Below are 25,254 nucleotides of genomic sequence, written 5' to 3'. Positions count from 1 at the left end.
CTGAGATGTGTAGTTCAATCGACAGCATCAAGCGATTCACCGCACTGCTGGCGGGGGCCGTTTTAACGGTCTCCGCGATGCAGGCAGTCGGTGCAAGCGCTGTAACTGAGGGGTCGAAGGCGGCTTCGATGGATAGTTGTGTGGCACCGACGGAAGATATGCGTCGCAACCACATGGACTATCTCAAGCATGAACGGGTCGAGACCGTACGTGGCGGTATCCGTGGTTCGAAGTACAGCCTTGCAGGCTGTATCGATTGCCATGCTTCGAAGGATCAGAGTGGTAATCCACTGCCGGTCACCGACGAGGGTCAGTTCTGTCAGAAATGCCATAGCTATCTGGCAGTGCAGCCCGCCTGTTTTCAGTGTCATCGCACTACCCCTGCTGAGGGTGGCGCAACGCTGGGTGCAGTCGATCTGAACAGTATGACTTACGAACAGCTGGATGCTTTGAGCTTGATGCAGTGGCATCCGGCGGTATCCAAAGATGTTTCCAACGCCCGCTGAGTGGCGGAGAGACTGATCATGAGTATGAAAAGTGACCAGCCTGATATGAACCGCCGCAAGCTGCTGGGGACTACCCTGGCTGCAAGTGGCGCGGTGGTTGTCGCCCCGGGGGTTCTGCTACACGGCGTCGCCGGTGCAGGAACTGCGACAGAAGGCGCCTCCTCCAAGCACCGCTGGGGGATGCTGATCGATGCAAACAAGTGTGCTGATGGCTGCAGCGCATGTGTCGATGCCTGTAACCAGGAGCATGGCCTGACCTCTCACGGCCGCCCTGAAACGGATGCGCAGTGGATTCGCACCGTCAAGTTGCGCGATCTGCATACCGGTCGTGAAAATCGCCTGGTGATGATGTGCCAGCACTGTGAAACTCCACCCTGTGTGGACGTCTGTCCAACCGGCGCTTCATTCAAACGCGCTGATGGTATTGTGCTGGTGGATCGACATCGCTGCATCGGCTGCCGCTACTGCATGATGGCTTGTCCCTACAAGGCACGCTCCTTTGTGCATGAAACGCTGGAGAATCAGTCGATCAACCAGCCTAGAGGTAAGGGTTGCGTTGAGGGTTGCACCCTCTGTGTGCATCGTATCGATCGGGGAGAACTGGTCACTGCCTGTCAGGAGGCTTGTGCCAAAGAGGGTCATAACGCGATCCTGTTTGGTGATCTGAACGATCCCGAAAGCGATCTCTCAGAGGCCCTAAGAGAACACAACAGTCAGCAGATTCGCGCCGACCTCAAGTTGAACACCGGCGTACGCTACACCAATATCTGATGGCAGGGGGCCGAACAACAATGACGAAAATGCATTATCGCGAGCTCTACTGTGGTACGCCGCTACGTTTCTGGGCGGGCTTGGCACTACTCGGCGCAATTGTCGCGATTGGTATGGGTGCCGCGTACTACATGGAGCATCATGGTCACTGGGTGACCGGCATGACCAACCAGGTGGTCTGGGGTCTGCCTCATGTGTTTGCGATCTTTCTGATCGTGGCTGCATCCGGCGCGCTCAATGTGGCATCGATCGGTTCGGTGTTTGGCGGGCCGATGTACAAGCCGCTGGGACGCTATTCCGGGCTGCTGGCGATCGGCCTTCTGGCCGGTGGACTGGCGGTGCTGATGCTTGATCTGGGGCGTCCAGACCGCCTGATCGTGGCGATGACCAGCTACAATTTTAAGTCGATCTTTGCCTGGAATGTCATCCTTTATTCAGGATTTTTCGGCATCGTCGGTGTCTACCTCTGGGTCATGATGGACCGCACGGTGAATCGCTTCTACCGCCCGGTTGCCTTTGCGGCCTTCTTCTGGCGCCTGATGCTCACCACTGGTACTGGCTCGATCTTCGGTTTCCTTGTGGCCCGTGAGGCCTATGACGCAGCGATTATGGCACCGATGTTCATCATCATGTCGTTCAGCTATGGTCTGGCATTCTTCATTATCACCCTGCAGTCGGCCTACGCCTGGGGCGATCGTCAGCTAGGTGATCTTCGCCTCGCCAAGCTGAAGAATCTGCTTGGTGTGTTTATCGGTGCGGTGCTCTATTTCACCTTGGCTTACCATCTCACTAATCTCTACATCACTCAGCATCACGGCATTGAGGCCTTTATCCTGCTCAATGGCGGTGTCTACACGGTGATGTTCTGGTTGGGACAGATTGTTATCGGCTCTCTTATTCCACTGGTTCTGATCTATTCGCCGGCCTTTGTGGCATCCCGTTGGGCAGTTGCTGCTGCCTCGGTGATGGTTCTTATCGGTGGCTTCTTCCAGGTCTATCTGATCGTCATCGGAGGCCAGGTCTTCCCGATGACCATTTTTCCGGGTAAAGAGGTAATCGAAAGTAGCTTCTATGACGGCGTGATCAACAGCTATGTGCCAACCTTTGCAGAGGGGGCCCTCGGTGTTGCAGGTATTGCCATCGCTATGGCCCTGGTTGCAGTTGGTGCCCGGATGTTCAAGGTCTTTCCCGAGACCCTGGAAGATCCACAATAACCACAAGATCCTGCGCCTTGTCTTATGGCTGGGCGCGGGTTGAAAATATCCACCACCAGCAATTTGGCTGTTGGTGGATATTTTTTTGCCAGCTAGAAAATGTCAGCTTTTTACATATCAGCCGCTCACAAATCATCCGGCAAGACAACCCTCTCTATTGGCTTGGTACGGGCTCTGCGTAATCGTGGGCTGAGTCTGCAGACCTTCAAAAAGGGGCCCGATTACATCGACCCGATATGGTTGAGCAGTGCCAGTGGCAACGCCTGTTATAACCTTGATTTTTACACCCAGCATCGCCGCGAGATCACGGAACTGTTTCAGCAGTACAGCAGTGGGCCGCAGGTCACTCTAGTAGAGGGCAACAAAGGCCTCTACGACGGCATGGACTTGCAGGGTGAGGATTGCAATGCGGCGATGGCCAAGTTGCTGGGTCTGCCGGTGATTCTGGTGATAAACGCCAAGGGGATCACCCGTGGCGTGGCGCCACTGCTGCTCGGCTATCAGGCGTTCGACCCGGATGTAAAGATCGCAGGCGTGATTCTGAATCAAGTCAGCGGCCCACGCCACGAGATTAAACTGCGCAGGGTGGTTGAGCACTACACCGATATCCCTCTGCTTGGCGCGGTGGCTGCTGACCCGCAGATGGTGATCGACGAGCGACACCTCGGTCTCAAGCCGAGCAATGAGCAGTCACAGGCCGAGGCGAAGATCAACTATCTGGCGGAAGTGCTGGAACGGCAGATCGATATCGAGCAACTACTCGAGAGCACCGTGCGAGCGCAAGTGCAAGCGCTCCCATCCAACGCTGTTGAGACGGTACAGCCTTTTGCCGGTCTGCGTATCGGCTATCCGGCCGACACTGCCTTTGGCTTCTACTATCCTGATGACATGCAGGCGATGCAGCGGCTGGGTGCTGAACTCCTCCCCTTCGATTCGCTGCATGACAGCCATCTCCCAGCGGTTGATGGTCTGTTTCTTGGCGGCGGGTTTCCAGAAACCGCGATGGTTGAGCTGGAGGCCAACCAGCCGCTGCTTACCGAAATCAAGGCGTTTATCGAGGCAGGTGGACCAGTTTACGCAGAATGTGGCGGGTTGATGTTGTTATGTCGAACACTGACCTGGCAGGGCAAAACTTGTAGAATGGCCGCCGTTATTCCAGCTGATGCGGTGATGCACGAGAAACCCCAGGGCAGGGGGTATATTCGCCTGCGTGAGACCGGTGCCATGCCTTGGCCTGGCGCGAAGACGGATGCAGCCCCGATCCATGCTCATGAATTCCACTATTCCGCACTGCAGGGATTGGATCTGGCAGCCTGCACGTTCGCCTACCGGGTGGAGCGGGGTACCGGGATCGACGGCGAGCATGACGGCTATATCTACAAAAACCTCCTCGCCAACTACGCTCATATGCGTAGTGTCGGGGGCAACCGCTGGGTTGAGCGTTTTCTCAGCCATGTACGCAGTTGCAGTCGGGCGGAAGCACCCTAGGACTTGAAGGAAAGCAGATGTTTAAGTTGACCAAACAAGCAGCAGAACAGATCATCGAAGCAGCACGACAGGGTGGCACCGAGGGAATGGCGCTGCGCTTTGCCGCACGCCGCAAAGAGGATGGCTCTTTCGATTACCTGATGGGATTTGACGAGGCCAAAGAGGATGATATCCGCTTCACATCCGAAGGCATAACTATCGTTATCGAACCTGAATATGTCCCGCTGCTCGATGAAACCACCATGGATTATGCTGCCATGGAAGATGGTGAGAACAAGTTTATCTTCATCAACCCCAAGGATGCCAACTACACTCCACTGGCCGACTAGTCTGGTCGATGGAGTCTCCCCATCCTTTCACTCCCCCTTCAGCAAAAAACCGCTGACAGCGGTGGTCCTAAAGCTATTAGAGAGACTGAGCGATGGCGCTGTCGAGTGAAGATGCTCTGCGTCTGAACGTCCTGCTGGCAAACAAGCCGAAGGCAATTCGTATCGATGAGTCGTCGATGATCCTCTATGGCCTCAGCGAGAAAGGTGAGGCCAAGGTCAGCCTCAACCCCAATTGTCGCGATGAGCAGTATCTGCGCCAGGTACGAGAGACCCTGTCGGGTCATGTGTTGGGTTCCCCGGGCGGCTACCCGATCTACCTGCAGCGCTGGACCCGCATGGGTCAAACCCGTGACGACAACCTGGAACAGTTGCTGCTGCTGGGGGAACCTGTGGCGGTGGTAGCGGTCACCTGCGCGCGTGGACTCACTGATGAGCTTGCACGGCTCGCCTGGTGGGCGGGTCAGCAGCCGGATAATGCGCGCCGCATGCTGAGCAATCCGGCGGTGGTGGCGGGCAGCATGGGGCCTGAACTGGCCAATTTTCTGATCGAATTTCTGCCGTTCGAGAACGAACCGGAAGTGATGGTGGAGGATCTGCGTCTCGCACTGCAGCCGGGCTTGGTCAGTGACGAGATGCGTGCAAAATTGTGGAAGCGCGCTGAAAAGAAGCCGGTCTACTATCTCGGTTTTCTTGCCAGCACTCCGGATGACCTGCCGGAGAAACTCCCGCCCCGTGCCGACTATGCGGCCTGTCAAAGCGAACTGGAACCACTGGCTGAGGCGGGAAACTGCACCGCGCAACAGTTGCTGCGGTTGCTCGATGCGCCTGGTCAGGGCTTCCTGATGGGAGTGGCACGGGTGCTGAAAAAGCCTGCTAATCAGGAGGTTATCAGCCTGCTGCTGGATGTGGTGCGTAACTACCTGAGTGCATTGCGTGCGGCTGGTGATCCCGACCTCACTCTCGAGGAGTTGCAGCTGGAGGTGGAAACGCTCAACGAAGAGGAGCGTGCCTGCCTGGCGGTGTTGCCTGAAATGGCGAATGAGCTACGCGCCATGCGGCTGCTCTCCGGACTGGGCTACGGCGTGTTGCGCCCAGTCTTCAGCAGGAGTGACGCGATCGGCTCATTGATGCGGCGCAAGCTGGAGCCGGTTTTGACCCCCTTGGGTGACTATCTGAGCTGCCTGCGCAGCGATCGCTGATTGCTTTGCAGACTAGCCGGAATGGGCTCGATTCGACCTGCAGGTGCTGTTAGCGTGTGCTGCGCAGGCTGGGCCGCCCCTTGTAAGCAGACACTTGCTGGATCAGGTTCTGAAAGGGGAGTTTGTCGATAGAGCCATAGCTGCCGATCGCCTCGCGTAAAAGTGTCTCGATATCGGCGATGGGATCTGGGATCTCCCGCTCTGGATTGAGCGAAGAAAACACCCCGCGCAGACCGCCGACCTGCAGCCGCATTGCCTTGCCATGGGGCAGCGCAGCCGCCTCATCGTTCAGTTTGAGTGCGAAGCGGGCGTGGTGGCGGAGGGTTTCAAGAAATTCGATGCAGATGGTCTGAAATTGATCCGACTCACAATGCACACCCTCCCGTTCTGCCAGGTGGATTTTGCTGGAGCGGGTACAGCGACACTTGCTGCTGAGCACGCTTTTTTCGAACGCACAGAAACGGTCATTGAGTTCCCGGTAGGTGCGGCGATAGGCGTCCTGATCCATCGGCAGGCTACTCCCCTTTGGCAGTGAATCGGTGGATCATTCGGCGGTCCCGTTTGCTGGGTTTGCCGCGCATCGGGTGGGGCTCCACGGCCCGTTGTTCGCGCAGTTCTTGGGTTAGGCGCTGGCGCCGCAGGAAGCTCTCTTCTGACTCGACGTAGAAGGTCTTTGCCTCTTCCGCCGGGCGCCGCTTGCTGGCCGCAACCTTCACCTCCAGCTCCCACTCTAGAGAACCTTTGTGGATGCGCAACTGGCTACCTGCCTTGATCTCCTTGCCTGGCTTGGTGCGCTGACCATTGAGGTGCACCTTGCCGCCGTTGATCGCCTCACAGGCGAGCTGACGCGTCTTGAAAAAACGCGCCGCCCAGAGCCATTTGTCGAGGCGTACCTTGGCGGTTTCACTCTGCATGGTGCTCAGCTTTCCGCCAGCCCCAGCAGCTGATCGAGGCGGCCCGCCATCTCCAGCGCCGCCATATCGTCATAACCGCCGACATGCAATTCGTCGATGAAGATCTGCGGCACTGTGTTGCGTTGGCTGCGCTGCAACATCTCTTGCATGGCATCTTGGTTCATGTCAATGCGGATCTCGTCGAACTCGACCCCCTTGTTGTTCAGCAGATATTTTGCGCGTACGCAGTAGGGGCAGACCGCCGTCGTGTACATAACTACCTTGGGCATTTGAAACTAATCTCCTTTGTAACCGAATGCCGGCCGGCACTTCTGATTTGAAATTATAGTGATAAGCAGATTTTAACACGCCAACAGCTGATTGCCGGTTGGGCCGAGTGGCTGGGCGGAGCTGTAGCACAGGACATCCTAGCAGTGCTGATTTGTCTGATCTAGCTGGAAATCGGTACTATTCTGCATCAATGCAGCAGAATTTCCAGGTTTGTGCTTCCGCTATTTACCAGTAACATCGGGCCTCCACAACTGGGGGAAACTGATGCGATCCGACAACCCAAACACCATCTATCTCAAAGACTACCAGCCACCGGCCTTCTTTATCGAACAGATTGATCTCAGCTTCGATCTGTTCGACAGCCACACCCTGGTGGAGAGCCGCCTGCAGCTGCGCCGTAACCCGCAGCGGGAGGCGGAGCCACTAGTACTGGACGGGGAGCAGCTCGAACTGCTCTCGCTGCAGCTGGATGACCGGCCGCTAGCAGCGGAGGAGTACCGGGTCGGTGCCACGAGCCTGACCATTGATCAGGTGCCCGATAGCTTCGAGCTGAAGTGCCGGGTGCGGATCCTGCCGCAGCAGAACACCGCGCTGGAGGGGCTCTATCAGTCGGGCAGTATGTTCTGCACCCAGTGTGAGGCGGAGGGCTTCCGCCGCATCACCTACTTCTTAGACCGGCCCGATGTAATGAGCCGCTTCACCACCAGCATTACCGCCAAGCGAAGCGCCTACCCGGTGCTGCTCTCCAACGGCAATCTGGTCGCCGAAGAGCTGCTGGAGGATGGGCGCCACCGGGTGCGCTGGGAAGACCCATTCCCCAAGCCCTGCTATCTGTTTGCCCTGGTGGCTGGTGATCTGCGCGACATCCGTGACAGCTACACCACCGCCTCCGGTCGCGAGGTGGATCTGCGCATCTACGTGGAGCCGGAGAATATCGACAAGTGCGAGCACGCCATGCGCTCGCTGAAAAACGCCATGCGCTGGGATGAGCAGCACTACGGTCGCGAGTACGACCTCGATATCTACATGATCGTGGCGGTTAACGACTTCAACATGGGGGCGATGGAGAACAAGGGTCTCAACGTCTTCAACTCCAAATATGTGTTGGCCCGTCCCGACACCGCCACCGACCAGGACTTTCAGGGTATCGAGGGAGTGATCGCCCACGAATACTTCCACAACTGGACCGGCAACCGCATCACCTGTCGTGACTGGTTTCAGCTCAGCCTCAAAGAAGGACTGACGGTGTTCCGCGATCAGGAATTCTCCGCCGACATGGGCTCCCGCGGGGTCAAACGGATCGAGGATGTGCGGCTGCTGCGTGCTCACCAGTTTGCCGAAGACGCCGGCCCGATGGCCCACCCGGTGCGCCCCGACTCCTACATCGAGATCAACAACTTCTACACCGTCACCGTCTATGAGAAGGGCGCTGAGGTGGTGCGCATGCAAGCCCATCTATTGGGGCCGGAGGGCTATCGCAAGGCCACTGATCTCTACTTCGAGCGCCACGACGGCCAGGCGGTGACCACTGACGACTTCGTCAAATGCATGGAGGATGCCAGTGGTCGCCACCTGGAGCAGTTTCGCCACTGGTACCGCTATGCCGGCACGCCGGTGCTGGAGGTGGATGAGAGCTACGATGCTGCCAGCCAGCGCTACAGCCTGACCATCAGCCAGCACTGCCCCGACACCCCGGGGCAGCGTAACAAGCCGCCGTTCCACATCCCTGTCGCGATCGGCCTGCTCGACGCCCAAGGCAATGATCTGCCGCTGCAGCTGGCAGGGGAGGTGGCGCCGGTCGGTACCCAACGGGTGCTGGAGCTACGCGATCAGATCGAGACCTTCCACTTCGTCGGCATCCCGGAACGTCCCGTGCCCTCCCTGTTGCGCGGCGGCTCAGCGCCGGTGAAGCTGGAGATGGCGCTGTCGGATCCGGTGCTGATGTTCCGCATGGCCCACGACAGCGATGGCTTCAACCGTTGGGATGCGGCGCAACTGCTGGCGCAACGGCTGATCCTGAAGATGGTGGAGCAGCGTGCGGCGGGTGCGCAGATGGAGGTGCCGGCAGGCTTCATTGACGCCTTTCGCCAGACCCTTGTCAGCGCTGATGAGGATCAGGCGCTGCTGGCCCAGGTGCTCTCCCTGCCCGCTGAGGGCTATCTGGGCGATCAGATGGAGGAGGTGGATGTGGAGGGGGTCCACGCCGCTCGTGAGCGGCTGCGCCAGCAGCTGGCCGAATCTCTGCACGATGAGCTGGTCGCACTGGTAGAGGCGAATCGGGAGCAGGGCGAATACCGCATCGAACCGGCTGATATCGGGCGGCGCAGCCTGCGTAATCTGGCGCTGCACTACCTGATGGCAGCGGGCTCAGAACAGGCGCTGCAGCTCTGTCTGGCGCAGTACCAGGCTGGCCACAACATGACCGATGTGCTGGCGGCGCTGGCGCTGCTGGCGGCCAGTGATGCCCCGCAACGCACAGAGGCGCTGGCCGATTTCGAGTCGCGCTGGCGCGATGACCCGCTGGTGATGGACAAGTGGTTTGCGGTGCAGGCGATGGCGCCGCGGGCAGATACCCTGGAGACAGTGCAGGGCCTGATGTCGCACCCGGTCTTTTCAATGCGTAACCCCAACAAGGTGCGCGGCCTGATCGGTACCTTCTGCGGCGCCAACCCGATCCAGTTTCATCGTGCCGATGGGGCGGGTTATCGTTTCCTGGCGGATCGGGTGCTAGAGCTTGACCCGCTCAATCCGCAGGTGGCAGCGCGTCTGTTGCGTCTGATGAGCTGCTGGCGGCGCTATGATGGAGCACGCCAGGCCTTGATGAAGGGGCAGTTTGAGCGGGTGTTGCAGCAACCAGGACTGTCGCGGGATCTGTTCGAGATCGCCGAGAAGAGCCTGGAGGCGGGACAGTGACACAGGCCTTGTTGATCGTTGCCCACGGCAGCCGCCGTGAGGCCTCCAATCAGGAGGTGCGCCAGCTCACAGAGCGGGTGAGGGTGCGGGCGGGGCCGCTCTATTCAGAGGTGGCCTGCGCCTTCCTGGAACTGGCAGAGCCCTCGATTCTAGAAGGGATTCACAATTGTATCGCCAACGGCGCAGATCATCTGCTGGTGTTGCCCTACTTTCTCTCCGCCGGGCGTCACGTGAGCCAGGACATCCCCAAGATTCTGGCGCGGGCGCGCGAAATCTACCCGGGTGTTGTGATTGATCTGGCTCCCTATCTGGGCGCTGCTGATGCGATTCCCGAGCTGCTGTTAACGGTTGCCGAACAGCAGGGGTGCTGAAAACACTGCGGGTTAGGCTGGTTGCACAGACAGCTGAACAGCCACGGGGCCATCTCGGACGGCCGGCTGTTTCATGTGGCGAACACCCTCAAATAACATAATTAAGTCGTGTTGCTGGGAGGGTCGAGAAATCTTACAAGTCGCGCGGGAAGTTAAGTCATTTTTATGAATTACCTTCTTAAGATACTGCTTTAAGTCATTAACCATAATAATAATTTAATTATTTTTTTATGTTCGGAACGAGTGAGGCTCTGATAAAGGGTTTAGCCAAACAGATAGATTCGATCGATGTTTTACTAATAAAACAGTGGGTTATCTGTCTGTGGTGGATCGGCCTTCGGCAGGAATCGCGCCCTTGTCTGCTGTTTTCAAAGTGAAGCTGGGAATGATGTTACATCGGTGTTGGTTTAGGCATGGGAATGCAGATCTTTAGTCGGTTGTCGGAAATCTTTACACTGATCAATCTTCGAGGATTCGTCTATTTGTTGTAACCCCTTGTTTAATAATACAATAAAAAGTGCTGTCATAATTCTTGCTTGGGTATTCCCAAAATAATCTTGGGCACGGCTTTTTGCTGGGGGGCAAGGGGATGGGCAAAGCATGGATAAGGACTCAAGCGGCAGGCAGAGCACAAAAGCCGGCTTCATTTCACGCGACAAAACGTCAAACGCTATTTTTACGAGCTCTTTTCACTCTATGTGTGCTCGTTGTCAGTCTGCCTGCTTGGGCTGATTACAGCCTGGTCTACAGTGAGACCGCGGACCGTGCTGGCAGCATGCCGCTGGCCGAGGCGGTGGTGGTCGGCGACCTCTACGCACGGCTGCTCCCGGAAGATGGCAGCATCGAACAGGTGCGCTTCTACCTGGACGGTTCGGGTTCGGTGCTCAAAACAGAGCGCAGGGCTCCCTACGACTTGCAGGGCGGGTCGAGCTCCGCGGCCAACCCCTTCGACACCACTGATCTGGCCGACGGTGCGCACACTCTGCGCAGCCTGGTGGATCTCAGGGATGGCAGTCAACTGAGCTTCGAGACCACATTCACGGTGGCCAACGATGGACCGCCTAATGATGCACCACAGCTGGCGTCCATCGGCGACCAGGCACTGCTGGTGGGTGACAGCGCGGCGCTGTTGATCTCTGCCAGTGATGCCAATGGCGATCCGTTGAGCTTCTCCAGCTCCGCCCTGCCGGCCTTCGCCAGCATGAGCGACAATGGCGACGGCACGGCGATCCTCACCTTGACTCCCGGCGTGGGTGACTTGGGTGACCACAGCATCACGGTGAATGTCAGTGACGGGCAGCTCAACGACAGCGAGACCTTCATCGTCAGCGTCAGCGAACCACTGGACAATCTGGCGCCGCAACTGAATCCGATCGGCAATCAGACCTTGCTGGTTGGTGCGAGTGCGGTGGTGGCGATTACCGCCAGTGATCTCAATGGTGACCCGCTGAGCTTTACCAGCTCACTGCTGCCAGCCTTCGCCAGCTTCATTGACAACGGCAATGGCACCGCCAGCCTGATCTTGGCCCCCGGCGCGGCCGATGTGGGCACGCATAGCCTTACGGTGAGCGTCAGCGACGGCGAGCTCGAAGCGAGTGAGACCTTCGATATCATCGTCAACGAACCGCCGCCCAATGTCACCCCGGTGCTTGGTGTAATCGGCAACCAGAACCTGCAAGCGGGGGATAGTACCACCCTGTTAATCGTGGCCAGCGACGCCAACGGTGATCCGCTGAGCTTCTCCAGCTCCGCCCTGCCGGCCTTTGCCAGCTTCATTGACAACGGCAATGGCACCGCCAGCCTGATCTTGGCTCCCGGCGCGGCCGATGTGGGCACGCATAGCCTTACGGTGAGCGTCAGCGACGGCGAGTTCGATGACAGCGAGAGCTTCGAGATCATCGTTAGTGAGGCGCCGGCCTCACCCTACTGGCTGGTCTACAGTGAGAACGCCGATCGTGCTGGCTCCATCCTGCTGGGTGGAGCCGTGGTGGTCGGCGACCTCTACGCACGCTTGCTTCCGGAAGATGGCAGCATCGAACAGGTGCGTTTCTACCTGGACGGTTCGGGTTCGGTGCTCAAAACTGAGCGCAAGGTCCCCTACGACTTGCAGGGCGGGCCGAGTTCCGCAGCCAACCCCTTCGACACCACTGATCTGGCCGACGGTGCGCACACTCTGCGCAGCCTGGTGGATCTCAGGGATGGCAGTCAACTGAGCTTCGAGACCACATTCACGGTGGCCAACGATGGACCGCCTAATGATGCACCACAGCTGGCGTCCATCGGCGACCAGGCACTGCTGGTGGGTGACAGCGCGGCGCTGTTGATCTCTGCCAGTGATGCCAATGGCGATCCGTTGAGCTTCTCCAGCTCCGCCCTGCCGGCCTTCGCCAGCATGAGCGACAATGGCGACGGCACGGCGATCCTCACCTTGACTCCCGGCGTGGGTGACTTGGGTGACCACAGCATCACGGTGAATGTCAGTGACGGGCAGCTCAACGACAGCGAGACCTTCATCGTCAGCGTCAGCGAACCACTGGACAATCTGGCGCCGCAACTGAATCCGATCGGCAATCAGACCTTGCTGGTTGGTGCGAGTGCGGTGGTGGCGATTACCGCCAGTGATCTCAATGGTGACCCGCTGAGCTTTACCAGCTCACTGCTGCCAGCCTTCGCCAGCTTTATTGACAACGGCAATGGCACCGCCAGCCTGATCTTGGCCCCCGGCGCGGCCGATGTGGGCACGCATAGCCTTACGGTGAGCGTCAGCGACGGCGAGCTCGATGACAGCGAGAGCTTCGAGATCATCGTTAGTGAGGCGCCGGCCTCACCCTACTGGCTGGTCTACAGTGAGACCGCCGATCGTGCTGGCAGCATCCTGTTGGGTGGTGCCGTGGTGGTCGGCGACCTCTACGCACGGTTGCTTCCGGAAGATGGCAGCATCGAACAGGTGCGTTTCTACCTGGACGGTTCGGGTTCGGTGCTCAAAACTGAGCGCAAGGTCCCCTACGACTTGCAGGGCGGGCCGAGTTCCGCAGCCAACCCCTTCGACACCACTGATCTGGCCGACGGCGCGCACACTCTGCGCAGCCTGGTGGATCTCAGGGATGGCAGTCAACTGAGCTTCGAGACCACATTCACGGTGGCCAATGATGGGCCACTCAATCGTGCGCCTGTGCTCAACGCAATCGGTGCGCAGAGCGTGCAGGCTGGCAATATGTTGGAGCTGACCCTATCGGCCAGCGACCCGGATGGTGATCTCCTGACCTTCTCCAGCGATTTATTGCCGGGCTTTGCGGTGCTGACTGACCTGGGGGATGGCAGTGCCAGCCTGAGCATCAGTCCGCTGCTTGATGATGTTGGCAACTATTCGGTCACTATTAGGGTGAGTGACGGCGAACTGGATGATGCCGAGAGCTTCGCCCTGCAGGTCACCGCTCTGGGGAGCTTGCCAGAAGTCGTTGAGATCAGCGAGTTCATGGCCTCCAATGCGACCACCCTGGCAGATGGTGACGGCGACTACGAGGACTGGATCGAGCTACACAATGTGGGTGTCGATCCGGTGAATCTGGCTGGTTGGTGCCTGACCGATGACGTGGCGGTATGGAACACCTGGTGCTTTCCATCGGTGAGCCTGGATGCAGATGGCTACCTGCTGGTGTTCGCCAGCAAGAAGACGGGTTCGGCCGTACCAGAGGAGCTGCACGCCAACCTGAAACTCGGCAAGAGCGGTGAGTACCTTGGGCTCTATCGTCCCGATGCCAGCCTGGCGCATGCCTATAGCCCGAACTTCCCGGCGCAGTCAGATGACATCAGCTATGGCGTGAGCGACGCTGGCCAGCTGCGCTACTTCGCGATCCCGACCCCCGGTGCGGCAAACGGCGCGGGTCTGAGTGATGCCCTGAGCTTCGATGCCGCATCGCTGAGCCTGTCGGCCCAGGTGGGTGATGCGACAAGCGTCCAGGTCAACCTGTCGAGCCTGCAGGGAGGGGCCAGTGGCTACGCACTGGCAGTGGATGATGGCGGCCTCGGCTGGTTGTCGGCAGTCGCCGCCTCGGGTGAGGATGATCTGACTCCGGACCTGCTCGATATTACCGCCAATGCCGCGGCTCTGGCTGCCGGCAGCTACACGGCGACAGTGACCGCCAGTGCAGCGGATCATGCCTCGGCGGTGCTGGCGGTGAACTTCACCGTGAGCGATGGCGGTAGCGTGCTGGAGACGGTGGAGATCAGCGAGTTCATGGCCTCCAACGCAACCACCCTGGTGGATGGCGACGGCGACTACGAAGATTGGATCGAGCTGCACAACATGGGTGCCAGCGCGGTCGACCTGCTGAACTGGTGCCTGACCGATGACAGCGCTGATCTGTTTCAGTGGTGTTTCACTGAGAGTGTGTCGCTGGCGGCTGGCGGGCATTTAGTGGTCTTCGCCAGTGGCAAGTCGCCCGCGCCGGTCGGTCAATACCATACCTTGTTCAAACTGAGTGCTGGTGGTGAGTATCTGGCACTGGTGCGCCCGGATGGCACGATCGCCGATGAATACGCGCCTGCGTATCCGCCGCAGACGACCGATGTCTCCTATGGTATCGATGATAATGGCGCGGAGGCCTTCTTTCTGATGCCTACGCCAGGTGAGGCCAACGGCTCAGGCGGCAGCAGTGGTGAGCCGCTGAGTCTGAGCGTGGAGCGCGGTTTCTACGATGCGCCGTTCCAGGTCACAGTCAGCAGTGATGATTCGGTGGAGCTGGTACGTTACACCACCGATGGCAGTGAGCCGACCTTGAGCAACGGGCTGGACTATACCGGAGCGGTGGATATCACCACCACCACGGTGCTGCGGGTGGCTGGCTTCAGCTCGGGTGTGATTGTCGGACGCGTGCAGAGTCACAGCTACCTGTTCCTGGAGGATGTGATCCGCCAACCGGCAACAGTGCCGGGTTATCCCAATAACAGCTACAGCCTGGGTCAGGGTGCGGCGGTTCACGACTACGAGATGGATCCGGATATCGTCGACGATCCGAACTACAGTGGTTCGATGATCGCAGCGATGCGTGCGGTGCCGAGCATGTCTATCTCGATAGACCCGACGGATATCTTTGGTGGTTCAGGCTTCTATGAGACCGAAGATATCGAGAAGGCGGTTTCGCTGGAGATCCTCTATGCGGATGATCCGGGGGCCAGCCATCAGGCCAATGCGGGCATCCAATCCCACTCACATAACCGCCTAAAACGTTCGCTGCGGCTCAATTTTCGAGCTCTCTATGGCGACGCCAAGTTCAAATCCGACCTACTCAATCGGGCGCCGTTGAACGGTGCAACTGCAGACGGAAAGTACGACAAGCTGATCCTGCGCGCTGGCAACAATCGCAGCTGGGCACGCAGCTGGCATCCGGATGAGACCACCTATACGGTCGATCAGTTCTACCGCGACACACAGATCGCGGCGAGTGGCCATGGTATGCGGGGTACCTACGTGCATCTCTATATCAACGGTCTCTACTGGGGGCTCTACAACGCCACTGAGCGGGCGGATAAGCATTTCCTCTCCAGTTACTTCGGTGGCGCAGATGAGCACTGGTTCGCCGCCAATCATGGTCTAGTACACGACAACGCGCCACCCTTATCGGGCGATCCGACCCGCTACAACTACCTGACCGAGACCCTGATCTACCGTGATATGAGCGATCCGTTCAACTATGCGGAGCTGCAGGACTACCTCGAGGTGGATCCGTTCATCGACTACCTGCTGGTGAGTTGGTGGTCGGCGACCAACGACTGGCCGGATAACAATTGGTATGCAGGCAATCGTAATGAGACTGCGCCGGAGGATACCACCGGACTGATGTATTTCGCCTGGGACGGCGAGGCCGCCTGGGATACACCACAGGACTTTGGCAATCCCAGCGGGAAGGCCAAGATCCATCCGGCGTTTCTCAGTTCGGAGGATGTCAACAGCGTGGGTGATGCGTTTGTGATCGCCCGTATCTGGCATGCGGCACGGCAGAATGCGGATTTCATGGCGCGCTTTTCCACGCGGGTCGATGAGCTGACGGGGCCGGGTGGGGTGCTGGACGATACAGTGGCCCGGGCGCGCTGGATGACTCTCACCAACTTTGTGCGCGAGGCGGTGATTGGTGAGTCGGCGCGCTGGGGTGATGCGGTGGATCCGAACGCGCCGCGCACCCGTGATGGGGCCTGGCAGCAGGAGGTCGACAAGATCTATGACATCCTGGGCGGCAATGCTGCCGAGTTGCGCAGCCAGCTGGCTGCGGAAGGCTTCATTCCATAACAGAAAATAGTGCCGGCGCGGCGGTGAGCTGGGAGCTCTGGTTGAATTAGAGATTTCCGTGGGCCAGGGATGGCCCCGCAGTTCGATGGTGTTACACCATGGATTTTGGGGTAGGAGGCAAACCAGGTTGGCATCGCAGTCTGCTATGAGGAATCCAGGATGAATTTATTCAGCCCCTTAGAGGGGCGGGAGAGACAGTCCTGATTTTTTTCAAGGAAGGCGCAAATAAAGATGGAGCCGATGGGTGAGGGCGAGCAATAACACTAAAGCGGAACTTGTGTTGTTGCAGGTGAGTAGGTGCCTATCTCTCTGCTGCTTTTCACGTATTCAGGGGGGGCGTTATGCTGGATTTCATCACCGTTCAGACGTTTTCAGAAAATGCCACAGTGGTCACGTTGATCTATGTGGTGTTGTTGTCATTTGTATTGTCTACGCTGGTGGCGGTCACCTACGAGAAGACCTATCGGGGCCTCTCCTATTCGCGCAACTATGCGCAGACATTGATACTGATCTCTATCGTCGCGGCCACTGTAATGCAGGCGGTGGGTGATAGCCTGGCGCGGGGTCTGGGGATTATGGCTGCCATGGCTATCATCCGTTTCCGCACCAATTTTAAAGATCCCCGTGACATTGTGTTTATCTTTGCCTCGCTGTCGGTGGGGGTGGCCAATGGTGTGTACGGCTTCAGCATTGCCATCGTCGGCACCCTCGGTTTCTGTTTGGTGGCGTTCCTACTCTATTGGTCCCCATTTGGCCAGACCTCCCTGTTCGATGGCATGGTGCGTTTCAGCTTGGAGAATCACTCTGAGAGCAAGCGTCGCCTGGAGGATGTGCTGGCACACTTCTGCAAGCGTTTCACCCTAATCACTCTGCGGGACATGTCACAGGGGAGCCGCCTGGATTACGCCTACCAGGTGAAGCTCAGGCGTGGCAAGGATCGAGATGACTTCGTACATGAACTGAAGGCGATCGATAGCATCATGGGCGTGAGTTTCTACATGCAGGAGGCGACGGTCGAGTTATGAGTGGCAATAAGAAACTCTTCTTCTCCTGGAGCTTCACCTTACTGGCGGTGGTGCTGATGACACTGCTCTACCGTGGCGAGACCACCCAGTTTTTTGGCATCGCTGAGAGCCGTGAGCAGGTGATCAGCTTCCAGTATCCGGTGGCAATACGCCGGCTGCATGTGGTGCCCGGTCAAGAGGTCAAGCAGGGAGATTTGGTGGCGGAGCTGATGCGCGCTGATCTGCTCACCAAGATTGCCATGGCCGACTATCAAATCGATGTACTCAGTGCGGAGCGTTCTCTGCGTCATGAGAAGCTCAAGTCAGAGTTGCAGAGCCTGCGTGCGCAGCAGGCGGCAGAGCTGGTGGAGATCGACTACCAGATCCGCGAACTGGAGTCGCAATACAGTATCAACCGCAAGTTGGTGGGTGAGGAGAGATATCTAAAATCAAAATCCGGCGAAGAGGCCAGCAGTCCACTGCGTTTAAAAATTGCAGGGCTCAAAGAGAAGCGCGCACATCTGCTTCAGTCGCTGAAGCCAAAAATGGATAATCTGCGGGGTCAGTTGCAGGGGCGTGATCCTCTGGATGCCAAGATCGAGAAGCTCAAGGCTAAGCGCCGCTCCCTGGATGCGGCGAAGTCCGAACTCTTCATCCACTCACCTTTTGACGGCATGGTCGGCTCGGTTTTGTTTCGCGAGGGTGAGGACGTCGCACCATTCAAACCGGTGATCACGCTGCATGGCAAGACCCCTTCCTATATCAAGGGCTATATTCACGAGGACGTGTTTAATAACGTCCATGTGGGTCAGCAGGTGTGGATTAGTCCGGCCTCCAACAGCGATGAACCTATGGCGGGGTACGTCAAGAGTGTGGGGTCGCGCATTGTCGAGTACCCCGATCGCCTCAAGCGCCACCAGAACATTGCGGCCTGGGGGCGCGAGGTGCTGGTCAGCATCGGTCAGAAAAACCCCCTTCTGCTGGGTGAGAAGGTGGTGGTGTCCGCACAGCGGGAGCGCAATCCGTGGATCGCCATCGCCAGTCCGTTTTTGCCGTTTATATCATCGGATCCGCAAGAGCTTGTCTATAAAGACTCGACACGCCTGGCTCAGACGGTAGAGGCTTCCGGTGCCCTCTACCTGTCGGACATCGACCGTTATCTTGTTATCAGCGATGAGAGTAAGGCGAACCGTCCGCTGCTTCATCTGGTGACGCCCCAGGGCAAGATCGAAGAGGATCTGCAGCTGGTGGGGGAGACAAAGATCGATGACATGGAGTCGATCGCTTCAGATCGCCGCTTTATCTACATCGCCAGCTCCCAGTTCTACAGCAAGAAGGGCGAGATAAACCCCCGTGGTAATAAACTGTTGCGTTTGGTGCGCCGCGGCAAGGTGTTGAGCCTGGATGCCGAGGTGCTATTGAATGATGTGCTTGCACAGGCCGCACAACAGGGAGGGGATGCGGAGTGGGCTCTCTACCTGCGTCGTGCTTTGGTGGAGAAGAGTATGGATGTCGAGGCGATGTTTCTTCCCCGGGAAGGTGAGTTGGTTTTGGGCTTCAAATCCCCGATAGATGGGGATGGCAAAGTGGTGTTTTTGGTGATTCGCGAGCTGGATACCCTGTTCGCCACCCAGCAGTTGGCGCCGGAGAATGTTGCGATTTGGCGCAGGGTGCCGTTCCGCGACCCAGTCACTGGAGCCTTTGCGCAGGTCACCGATGCGCTCTATCTACACGACAAGTTGTATCTGTTGACCCACTCCAGGCGTGGCGAGCGTGATAACAGTACCCTGTGGCGCTTCGATCCAGAGTCGAACGAGTTAATGGTTCTCAGGAATTTTACCGGTAACAGAGCCGAGGGGCTGGCTTATAACTCCGCACGTGACCGTTTTCTGATCGTGTTCGATGGAGAAGGCAAGGCCAATTCACATTTTACACACTACTCACAGGGTACTTGAGCATGCGGGTGCCTCAGAAAAATGGTTGTTACCTTCGCTTATGCTGGCATTTTTCGGTGATCTGTTCGGTGTGCTTTGCCAGCACTGGGAGTGCATGCCTCCCCGCCGGATATTAATGCATTTCTCCTTGCTGCTCGCGAGGGGGTAGAGGTGCTGGATGTAGAGGAGAGCTGGCGTGGCATGGCTTCACTCAAGCCAGCCTCTATGCCACTGGAGGACGTGGAACTGCGTATGGAGTTCAATAATGGAGGCGTGTCGGAGGGTGACTATGTCGTGCGCCTGCACCCCCGGTCGTTTTCCCGTATGCAGGCGGAGACACAGCAGTGGCAGGCACGCGAGACGATGCTGGAGGCACGTTACCGCAGCCTGTTGAGTGAGGCGCTGCGCGAACGCTACCGGCAACTGTTGGAGACGATGCGGTTGAGCCGGGAAAGAGATCTGCAGGAGCGGCGTATCACCTTGCTGAAGGAGCGGATCAGCGCCTATCAGAGCCTTTCAGAAAGCCAGGAGTTTCGTTTCGCCAAGCTGCTGGAGAGCGATCAGGATCTGGCCCAGGCACGCCTGCAGCAGATGCGACTGCAACGTGCCTTGAAGACCCAACAGGAAGCGCTGCGCCAGCAGGGTGTGAGCATCGAAGAAAAGCTGGACGACAGCTGGCTCAAGAGTGTGGCTGGAGTGATGCAGGCCATTGACGAGATGCCGCAGCTGGATGAAGCAGCACAGGCAAACCCCCTGTTGACAAGTAAACTCAGTGCGGTGCAGGTGGCGGAGACGCAGCTGACGAAGCAACGCGCTAAGCAGGGCCTACAGTTCAGCTTTTTTGATCTTGGTTATGATGCTGCCAAGGAGAACTCCCGCTCCTACTCTATCGGCCTGGGCATCAAGATTCCCTTGGGCACTGCTGCTGATCCAGGGTTGGCCGAGGCCCGTACCCGATTGAACAGCGCCCGCCGTGAGCAGCAGTTATTGCAGCAGGAGCTACCGCAGCAACTGCACATGGTCAGGGTCGAACTGCAGGAGCTGCAGCAGGCTTATGGCTTGGTGATGGATCGCCTGCAGGAGTTGGACGGTATTGGGGATGATCTCGCTAGTTCGTTGATGATCTATCGTATCTTCGAAGATCGTCTGCAGTGGAAGCTGGAGGAGGCGAAGATCCGCCAGCAGATCCTGGAGCGCTATGTGGATCTGTTGCACCTCAGCGGGCAGCTGGCCCGTCTGCCATTGAAGAATCATCTGAGCAAACAAGACGATCAGCTATAGGGGGTGCCATGAGTATCGATGCGCAGCTGCCACCACGTCTGGAACGCTACGAACTAAAGTATGTGATTCCCTCCTGTCTGGTGGAGCCGGTCTCTGACTATGTGTTGGCCTACTGTGGGTTGGATCGTCACTCGGAGGCAGCTGAGGACAACTTCTATCGGGTCAACAGTCTCTACTTTGATTCCCCCAACTTCCTGTTTCTGCGCAACCGCATGTACGGTAAGGACAACCGCTTCAATATGCGTGTCCGTTCCTATGGCTGGGATGCGCTGCCCCCCTATTTTCTGGAGATTAAACAGAAAAAGGCCAATGTTGTTATCAAGTACAGAGCTACCCTGAGCGAGGGGGAGTGGCCTGGGATTCTCAACGATCCGGCTTACCAGATCCGGGAGGATGAAACGAGCCTCGATAGCGACAATAAGTCCCTGTTCCTGCGACTGGCCACCAGTTACGCGGCTGAGCCAAAGATTCTCACCCAGTACCGTCGGCGCGCGTTTGCCTCTGTCGTGGATGATTACGCCCGAGTGACCATGGATATGGATATGCGCTGCTACTATCAGGAGGCGTATAATCTACTGCCAGACCCTCACCGAATGGTCCCGTATGATGATGAGACCATCTACGATTGGGGTGGTGACCCAGGCAACAGCGTGATCCTGGAAATCAAGTGCCACCCCACCCAAGTTCCCACCTGGGTGCTTGATCTTACCCACCACTTCCAGCTCTATCGGCGCAGCTTCTCCAAATATAAGACCAGCTTGCTCTCTACCCTCTCTCGCGACAGCTGTCCGGATATAGGTGAGCGCTATTCATCGCTGTACACTTAATCCTCGCTTTAGGGGGGGGGATCTGATCGACCTCTGGCTCTACATCGCCCAAGCCAACCCGGCTGCTGCAGATCTCTGCTTGCTGAGAACCCGGAGCTGAGACAAGCCGACCAGGCCTCGCTGCGGGTTTCCGGTATCTATCTGTGGGGCGCGCTACCTGATGCTCTACCAGGTGATCCCATGAGGGATTGAACTGGTCGTGTGGTGCAGCAGGGTATGCGGCTATTGAGCTCGCTGTAGATGAAGCCATGTGGCGGTGGGTCAATCCAGACAACCGACGCTACTACCAGGCCGATCTAGTGCAGGATCCGCTTGGTGACTGGGGGGTGGTCGGAGCTTCTCTAGCTTGGCCTGCAACTGTTGCAATCTCTTGCATGCAACACAGTTTTCGGCCGCCGGCTGGTGCTGTCTGATGCGATCCAGCTCAGATTAGCAGAAAGAAGCTGATCGCCGCTGCAGTCACCAGGCTGAGGGTGGTCAGCGGCGTCACCAGCATAAAACCGGTGCCGAGCATCAGGTAGGTGGTTTCCACCACCAGAATCCCTATTGCAAGCCCCAGTGCCCGAGGTGCACTGATCCAGTGGCTGATACTGGCAAACGAGATCAATGCCAGGCCGAGCAGGGCGGCGCCCATCATGCCGGCAAAGGCATGGTTGAGCGGTTCGGTACTGAACAGTCCGGCCACCTCCTGCGGGGCAACAATCAGTATTACACCCCAGATTCCGAGCATGGTGATGGTCAATCCGTGTGCCATTTTTTTGAAGGGTTGGGAAGCCATTTCGATTGTCCGGGTTGAGAGTGGAGCGCCCATCATAGCGTTTCGTTTTGCCGCTTCCAGCGAGCATGCTGGTTTTTTCCTCTGTTTGGCATAAAAAAACAACCATTCCACCCTGGATAGGGATAATAGGAAACTTCTACCTATATAGGGGTAAACCACTATCTATATCTGGAAAACATTATGATCTGAATCAATGAGTCCTCGGTTATCGATGGACATGGAAACAGTGTGGAAATAAAAATCCTCAGTATGTGGTGCGTTAAGGGGGCTCTGAAGGCGTCTGCTCGAGCAGGTCCATCCAGAGATACCTAAAGATAACGAATAACAGCACTGCTCTCTCCCGGTAGCTTCATCGCCGGAGTATCAAACGCTGACGGAGTACTGAATATGGGTTGGAAGATCCCACGCCTTTCGCGGCGTTCATTTCTCAAAGCGAGCGCCGGTGGCGCGGGTGTCGGGTTGCTTTCTCCAGTCGCCGGGTTGGTGAGCCAGGCCGCCAGTGAGGACGGTGAAGTCGAGACCGAGATCACCCACAGCATCTGCAACTTCTGCTCTTCGCTCTGCAACCTCAAGGTGAAGACCGAGAAGCGTGGTGCCAGCAAACGTATCGTCAAGCTGGCCGGCAATCCCGATTCGACCCTCAATCGGGGCAAAATCTGCGCCCGCGGTCAGTCGGGGCTGCGCCAGATCTACGATACCGACCGCATCAAGACGCCGTTGATCCGGGTTGAGGGGAGCAAGCGGGGTGAGTACAAGTTTCGCGCCGCCAGCTGGGAAGAGGCCTGGGACTACATCGCGCAGAAGAAGACCAATGCGGATATCAAAAACTGGGAGTGGACCATGGTGGGGGGCTGGACCTCCTGCGTCTTCTATATGAACTGGGCGGTACCATTCGCCATGGCCAACGGCATCCCCAATATCATCGCATCACCGATGCAGCACTGCGTCACCACCGGTCACCTGGGCACCGACTCGGTCACCGGCAACTTCAACATCCACGACGAGATCCTGCCCGACTTCGATAACGCTCGTTACATCCTGTTCGTGGCGAATAATGCCTCGATCGGTGCCGTTTCCACCTGCCGTATGGTGCGTTTCGCCCAGGGCTGCAAAAACGGCGCCAAGGTGGTGGCGCTCGATCCGCGCCGCTCAGAGACTGCTGCCAAGGCGGATGAGTGGATCGCGATTCGCCCCGGCACCGATCTGCCCTTCCTGCTGGCGATGATGCGGGTGATGATGGAGGAGGGCTACTACGATGCGCCCTTCCTTAAGCGTCACACTAATATGCCGTTCCTGCTCTATCGGGACGATGCCGGAGAGTGGCAGCCGCTGGTGGATGATGAAGGTCGGCCGCAGGTGGTGATGGAGGGTACCCGCGAGCTGCGTACGCTGAAGAAGTTCAGCAACGACAACCGCACCGATATCGAGGGGCGGACCTTCTGCCCTGACCTCAAGGCCCCGGAAGGCCTGCAGGTGGACGGTAAGGCGGTACAGACCGTGTTTCAGGCCCAGCTGGAGGAGTTGCACGAGTACACCCCGGAGTGGGCCGCTGTCTCCACCGGCATCAAAGCTGAGACCATCGAGCGTATCGCCCGGGAGTTCGGCACCAGCCGACCCGCCATCATCGATCCTGGTTGGCACGGTGCCCGCTTTGGCAACATCATGATGCTGCGTCGGGTGCAGGCGATGATTCAGGCCCTGACCGGTGGCATCGACACCATCGGCGGTTGGATCCAGGCCGCCGAGTATCGCCACAAGGCCAAGGAGATGTTCAAGGCCTACGATGCGGGCCATGAGATCGCCGCGCCGATGGCCAATCTGGCTGGCATGCACTTCGCCAAGATGGTGATCGGCGCGGTCTCCAAGGGGGAAAACTTCTCCCACGGCAAGCCAGGCTGGACCTGGGCCTGGGCCGCGCAACAGAAGGAGGCGGGGGAGCAGAGCATCGCGCTGCCGGTGATGACCGACACCGGTTTCCGTGAGTCGATAGAGGGCAAGGTCAACTTCAACGGTGAGCCCTACCTGACTCGTGCCACCATCATCAACGCCGCCAACCCGGTGCGCCACTACTACCCCGATACCTACTGGAAGGAGTGTCTAAGCCACGAGAATATGGAGCTGGTGGTGGTGATCGACGTGCTGCCCTCGGATACCGCTGCCTATGCCGATGTGATCCTGCCCAATACGACTTATCTGGAGCGAGATGAGCCGGCGGTCTACGGAAACGGGGTTAACCAGGATCTGGCGCTGACCACTCGTTATGCGGCGATCGACCCACTCTACGACACCGAAGAGACCCCGGACATGCTCTATAAGCTGACTGAGATCATCTCCGGCGAGACTGAGAGTTTCCTCGACTGGATTGAGACCCTCACCGGGCTGTCCAAGCTGCCGGTAAAGGCGCACTGGGAGGAGACCAGGCAGATCCACAAAAAGGGGAGCTTTCTCGCCGCCTGTCGTCGTGTCGCCTTTGAGCAGGCAGCGAAGAAGATCCACAAGTCGGCGGCGGAGTTGGATCACACCCTGCGCACTAGGGGGGTCTACCATGAGGAGGACAAGGTGCATCTGATCGAGCACGCGGGCATGCCGCGCAAGATGCCGGTGCCCACTGACTCGGGTCGTATCGAGTTCTTCTCCGGTCTCATGTACTCACTGCGTTCCGCCGGGCGAACAGAACCCAACTTCAGCCCGCTGGCCACCAATGTGCCGATCAGCTGTCGCACCGGTCGCAACATGCACGAGCCGCTGGCGGAGGATGAGTTCTACTTCACCTACGGTAAGACGCCGACCGTCTCACACGGCTCCACCAACAGCAACAATCCGGTACTGGCGGCGATCAACCGCTTCAAGAACGATATCTACAAACACGTCTGGATCCACCCGGAACGAGCCGAGGCGCTCGGCATCGGCCAGGGCGAGCGCATCATCCTGAGCAACAGCCTGAGTGGTCAGCGCGCCGAGGGCAATGCCTACCTGACCCGGCTGATCCGGCCTGACACGCTCTTCATCTACTCCTCATTTGGCGTGGAGAACCCGGCGTTGACCCAGATCCAGGGTGAGGGCACCGCCACCAATAAGCTGATCCCCTACCAGGTGGAACCGGTGGTGGCGGGCTTCAAGTCCCAGGAATTCACCCTGCGTGTGCAGAAGGCGTAACGGAGGCTAACAA

Annotated in this window: 18 protein-coding genes; 14 read left to right on the top strand and 4 right to left on the bottom strand. The window is 58.1% G+C overall.

Annotated features, from left to right (window positions below; genetic code table 11):
* The first annotated feature begins 5 nt into the window (after window positions 1-5).
* The 6 genes from L0Y14_RS12155 to L0Y14_RS12130 all read left to right on the top strand — a co-directional run bounded on the left by L0Y14_RS12155 (window position 6) and on the right by L0Y14_RS12130 (window position 5,507).
* Entirely contained in the window at window positions 6-506 is a 501-nt protein-coding gene (locus tag L0Y14_RS12155; protein ID WP_005959727.1) for a hypothetical protein, read from the top strand.
* 18 nt (window positions 507-524) lie between these two features.
* Complete coding sequence (dsrO, locus tag L0Y14_RS12150) at window positions 525-1,277, top strand: sulfate reduction electron transfer complex DsrMKJOP subunit DsrO (protein WP_006475273.1); 753 nt, start codon at window positions 525-527, stop codon at window positions 1,275-1,277.
* Window positions 1,278-1,297: 20 nt separating this feature from the next.
* Complete coding sequence (gene nrfD / locus L0Y14_RS12145; protein ID WP_039959669.1) at window positions 1,298-2,491, top strand: NrfD/PsrC family molybdoenzyme membrane anchor subunit; 1,194 nt, start codon at window positions 1,298-1,300, stop codon at window positions 2,489-2,491.
* 99 nt (window positions 2,492-2,590) lie between these two features.
* On the top strand, window positions 2,591-3,979 hold the full coding sequence (locus L0Y14_RS12140) for a cobyrinic acid a,c-diamide synthase CobB (RefSeq protein ID WP_006475269.1): 1,389 nt from the start codon (window positions 2,591-2,593) through the stop codon (window positions 3,977-3,979).
* Window positions 3,980-3,996: 17 nt separating this feature from the next.
* On the top strand, window positions 3,997-4,308 hold the full coding sequence (locus L0Y14_RS12135) for a HesB/IscA family protein (RefSeq protein WP_006475266.1): 312 nt from the start codon (window positions 3,997-3,999) through the stop codon (window positions 4,306-4,308).
* Between the two features lie 92 nt (window positions 4,309-4,400).
* A complete protein-coding gene (locus L0Y14_RS12130) occupies window positions 4,401-5,507 on the top strand; it encodes a hypothetical protein (protein WP_006475264.1) in 1,107 nt (368 codons plus the stop codon).
* A 49-nt stretch (window positions 5,508-5,556) separates the two neighbouring features.
* Here the strand turns inward: L0Y14_RS12130 and L0Y14_RS12125 are convergent, their stop codons facing one another.
* Genes L0Y14_RS12125 through grxC form a run of 3 tightly spaced genes read right to left on the bottom strand, consistent with a single transcriptional unit; the run spans window position 5,557 to window position 6,690 of the window.
* A complete protein-coding gene (locus tag L0Y14_RS12125; RefSeq protein WP_005959734.1) occupies window positions 5,557-6,015 on the bottom strand; it encodes a hypothetical protein in 459 nt (152 codons plus the stop codon).
* A gap of 7 nt (window positions 6,016-6,022) precedes the next feature.
* Window positions 6,023-6,421 carry an RNA-binding S4 domain-containing protein gene (locus L0Y14_RS12120; RefSeq protein WP_005959735.1) on the bottom strand — a complete coding sequence of 133 codons (399 nt, stop codon included), beginning with the start codon at window positions 6,419-6,421 and terminating at the stop codon, window positions 6,023-6,025.
* Window positions 6,422-6,426: 5 nt separating this feature from the next.
* Entirely contained in the window at window positions 6,427-6,690 is a 264-nt protein-coding gene (gene grxC / locus L0Y14_RS12115) for a glutaredoxin 3 (RefSeq protein ID WP_005959736.1), read from the bottom strand.
* 265 nt (window positions 6,691-6,955) lie between these two features.
* Between grxC and pepN the strand changes: the two genes are divergently transcribed.
* The 7 genes from pepN (at window position 6,956) to L0Y14_RS12080 (ending at window position 21,307) form a co-directional block, all read left to right on the top strand.
* Window positions 6,956-9,604: an aminopeptidase N gene (gene pepN / locus L0Y14_RS12110; protein ID WP_240991689.1), complete on the top strand. Its 2,649-nt coding sequence runs from the start codon at window positions 6,956-6,958 to the stop codon at window positions 9,602-9,604.
* Window positions 9,601-9,975 carry a sirohydrochlorin chelatase gene (locus L0Y14_RS12105; protein WP_005959738.1) on the top strand — a complete coding sequence of 125 codons (375 nt, stop codon included), beginning with the start codon at window positions 9,601-9,603 and terminating at the stop codon, window positions 9,973-9,975. The genes pepN and L0Y14_RS12105 overlap by 4 nt, the downstream gene beginning before the upstream one ends.
* Window positions 9,976-10,675: 700 nt before the next feature.
* Window positions 10,676-16,261 carry a cadherin-like domain-containing protein gene (locus L0Y14_RS12100; RefSeq protein ID WP_251859200.1) on the top strand — a complete coding sequence of 1,862 codons (5,586 nt, stop codon included), beginning with the start codon at window positions 10,676-10,678 and terminating at the stop codon, window positions 16,259-16,261.
* A gap of 341 nt (window positions 16,262-16,602) precedes the next feature.
* Window positions 16,603-17,286, top strand: a complete 684-nt coding sequence (locus L0Y14_RS12095; RefSeq protein ID WP_005962083.1) for a DUF4956 domain-containing protein — start codon at window positions 16,603-16,605, stop codon at window positions 17,284-17,286.
* Window positions 17,283-19,220, top strand: a complete 1,938-nt coding sequence (locus L0Y14_RS12090) for an HlyD family secretion protein (protein ID WP_005962081.1) — start codon at window positions 17,283-17,285, stop codon at window positions 19,218-19,220. The genes L0Y14_RS12095 and L0Y14_RS12090 overlap by 4 nt, the downstream gene beginning before the upstream one ends.
* A gap of 150 nt (window positions 19,221-19,370) precedes the next feature.
* Window positions 19,371-20,480 carry a polysulfide reductase chain A gene (locus L0Y14_RS12085; protein WP_251859199.1) on the top strand — a complete coding sequence of 370 codons (1,110 nt, stop codon included), beginning with the start codon at window positions 19,371-19,373 and terminating at the stop codon, window positions 20,478-20,480.
* Window positions 20,481-20,488: 8 nt separating this feature from the next.
* Entirely contained in the window at window positions 20,489-21,307 is an 819-nt protein-coding gene (locus L0Y14_RS12080) for a polyphosphate polymerase domain-containing protein (protein ID WP_005962077.1), read from the top strand.
* A 424-nt stretch (window positions 21,308-21,731) separates the two neighbouring features.
* Here L0Y14_RS12080 and L0Y14_RS12075 read toward each other — a convergent pair whose 3' ends face one another.
* On the bottom strand, window positions 21,732-22,085 hold the full coding sequence (locus tag L0Y14_RS12075; RefSeq protein WP_006475378.1) for a hypothetical protein: 354 nt from the start codon (window positions 22,083-22,085) through the stop codon (window positions 21,732-21,734).
* Window positions 22,086-22,472: 387 nt separating this feature from the next.
* Here L0Y14_RS12075 and L0Y14_RS12070 point away from each other — a divergent pair, with 387 nt between their 5' ends.
* Complete coding sequence (locus L0Y14_RS12070) at window positions 22,473-25,241, top strand: molybdopterin-dependent oxidoreductase (protein ID WP_006475379.1); 2,769 nt, start codon at window positions 22,473-22,475, stop codon at window positions 25,239-25,241.
* The last annotated feature ends 13 nt before the right edge of the window (window positions 25,242-25,254 follow it).

Source organism: Candidatus Endoriftia persephonae, assembly GCF_023733635.1.
Taxonomy (GTDB): Bacteria; Pseudomonadota; Gammaproteobacteria; order Chromatiales; family Chromatiaceae; genus Endoriftia; species Endoriftia persephonae.
This window is presented reverse-complemented; position numbering and strand designations above follow the sequence as displayed.

Excerpts from the sequence above, each read along its gene's own strand:
- L0Y14_RS12155 (WP_005959727.1), top strand. The coding sequence starts at position 6 with ATGTGTAGTTCAATCGACAGCATCAAGCGATTCACCGCACTGCTGGCG.
- dsrO (WP_006475273.1), top strand. The coding sequence starts at position 525 with ATGAGTATGAAAAGTGACCAGCCTGATATGAACCGCCGCAAGCTGCTG.
- nrfD (WP_039959669.1), top strand. The coding sequence starts at position 1,298 with ATGACGAAAATGCATTATCGCGAGCTCTACTGTGGTACGCCGCTACGT.
- L0Y14_RS12140 (WP_006475269.1), top strand. The coding sequence starts at position 2,591 with ATGTCAGCTTTTTACATATCAGCCGCTCACAAATCATCCGGCAAGACA.
- L0Y14_RS12135 (WP_006475266.1), top strand. The coding sequence starts at position 3,997 with ATGTTTAAGTTGACCAAACAAGCAGCAGAACAGATCATCGAAGCAGCA.
- L0Y14_RS12130 (WP_006475264.1), top strand. The coding sequence starts at position 4,401 with ATGGCGCTGTCGAGTGAAGATGCTCTGCGTCTGAACGTCCTGCTGGCA.
- L0Y14_RS12125 (WP_005959734.1), bottom strand. The coding sequence starts at position 6,015 with ATGGATCAGGACGCCTATCGCCGCACCTACCGGGAACTCAATGACCGT.
- L0Y14_RS12120 (WP_005959735.1), bottom strand. The coding sequence starts at position 6,421 with ATGCAGAGTGAAACCGCCAAGGTACGCCTCGACAAATGGCTCTGGGCG.
- grxC (WP_005959736.1), bottom strand. The coding sequence starts at position 6,690 with ATGCCCAAGGTAGTTATGTACACGACGGCGGTCTGCCCCTACTGCGTA.
- pepN (WP_240991689.1), top strand. The coding sequence starts at position 6,956 with ATGCGATCCGACAACCCAAACACCATCTATCTCAAAGACTACCAGCCA.
- L0Y14_RS12095 (WP_005962083.1), top strand. The coding sequence starts at position 16,603 with ATGCTGGATTTCATCACCGTTCAGACGTTTTCAGAAAATGCCACAGTG.
- L0Y14_RS12090 (WP_005962081.1), top strand. The coding sequence starts at position 17,283 with ATGAGTGGCAATAAGAAACTCTTCTTCTCCTGGAGCTTCACCTTACTG.
- L0Y14_RS12080 (WP_005962077.1), top strand. The coding sequence starts at position 20,489 with ATGAGTATCGATGCGCAGCTGCCACCACGTCTGGAACGCTACGAACTA.
- L0Y14_RS12075 (WP_006475378.1), bottom strand. The coding sequence starts at position 22,085 with ATGGCTTCCCAACCCTTCAAAAAAATGGCACACGGATTGACCATCACC.
- L0Y14_RS12070 (WP_006475379.1), top strand. The coding sequence starts at position 22,473 with ATGGGTTGGAAGATCCCACGCCTTTCGCGGCGTTCATTTCTCAAAGCG.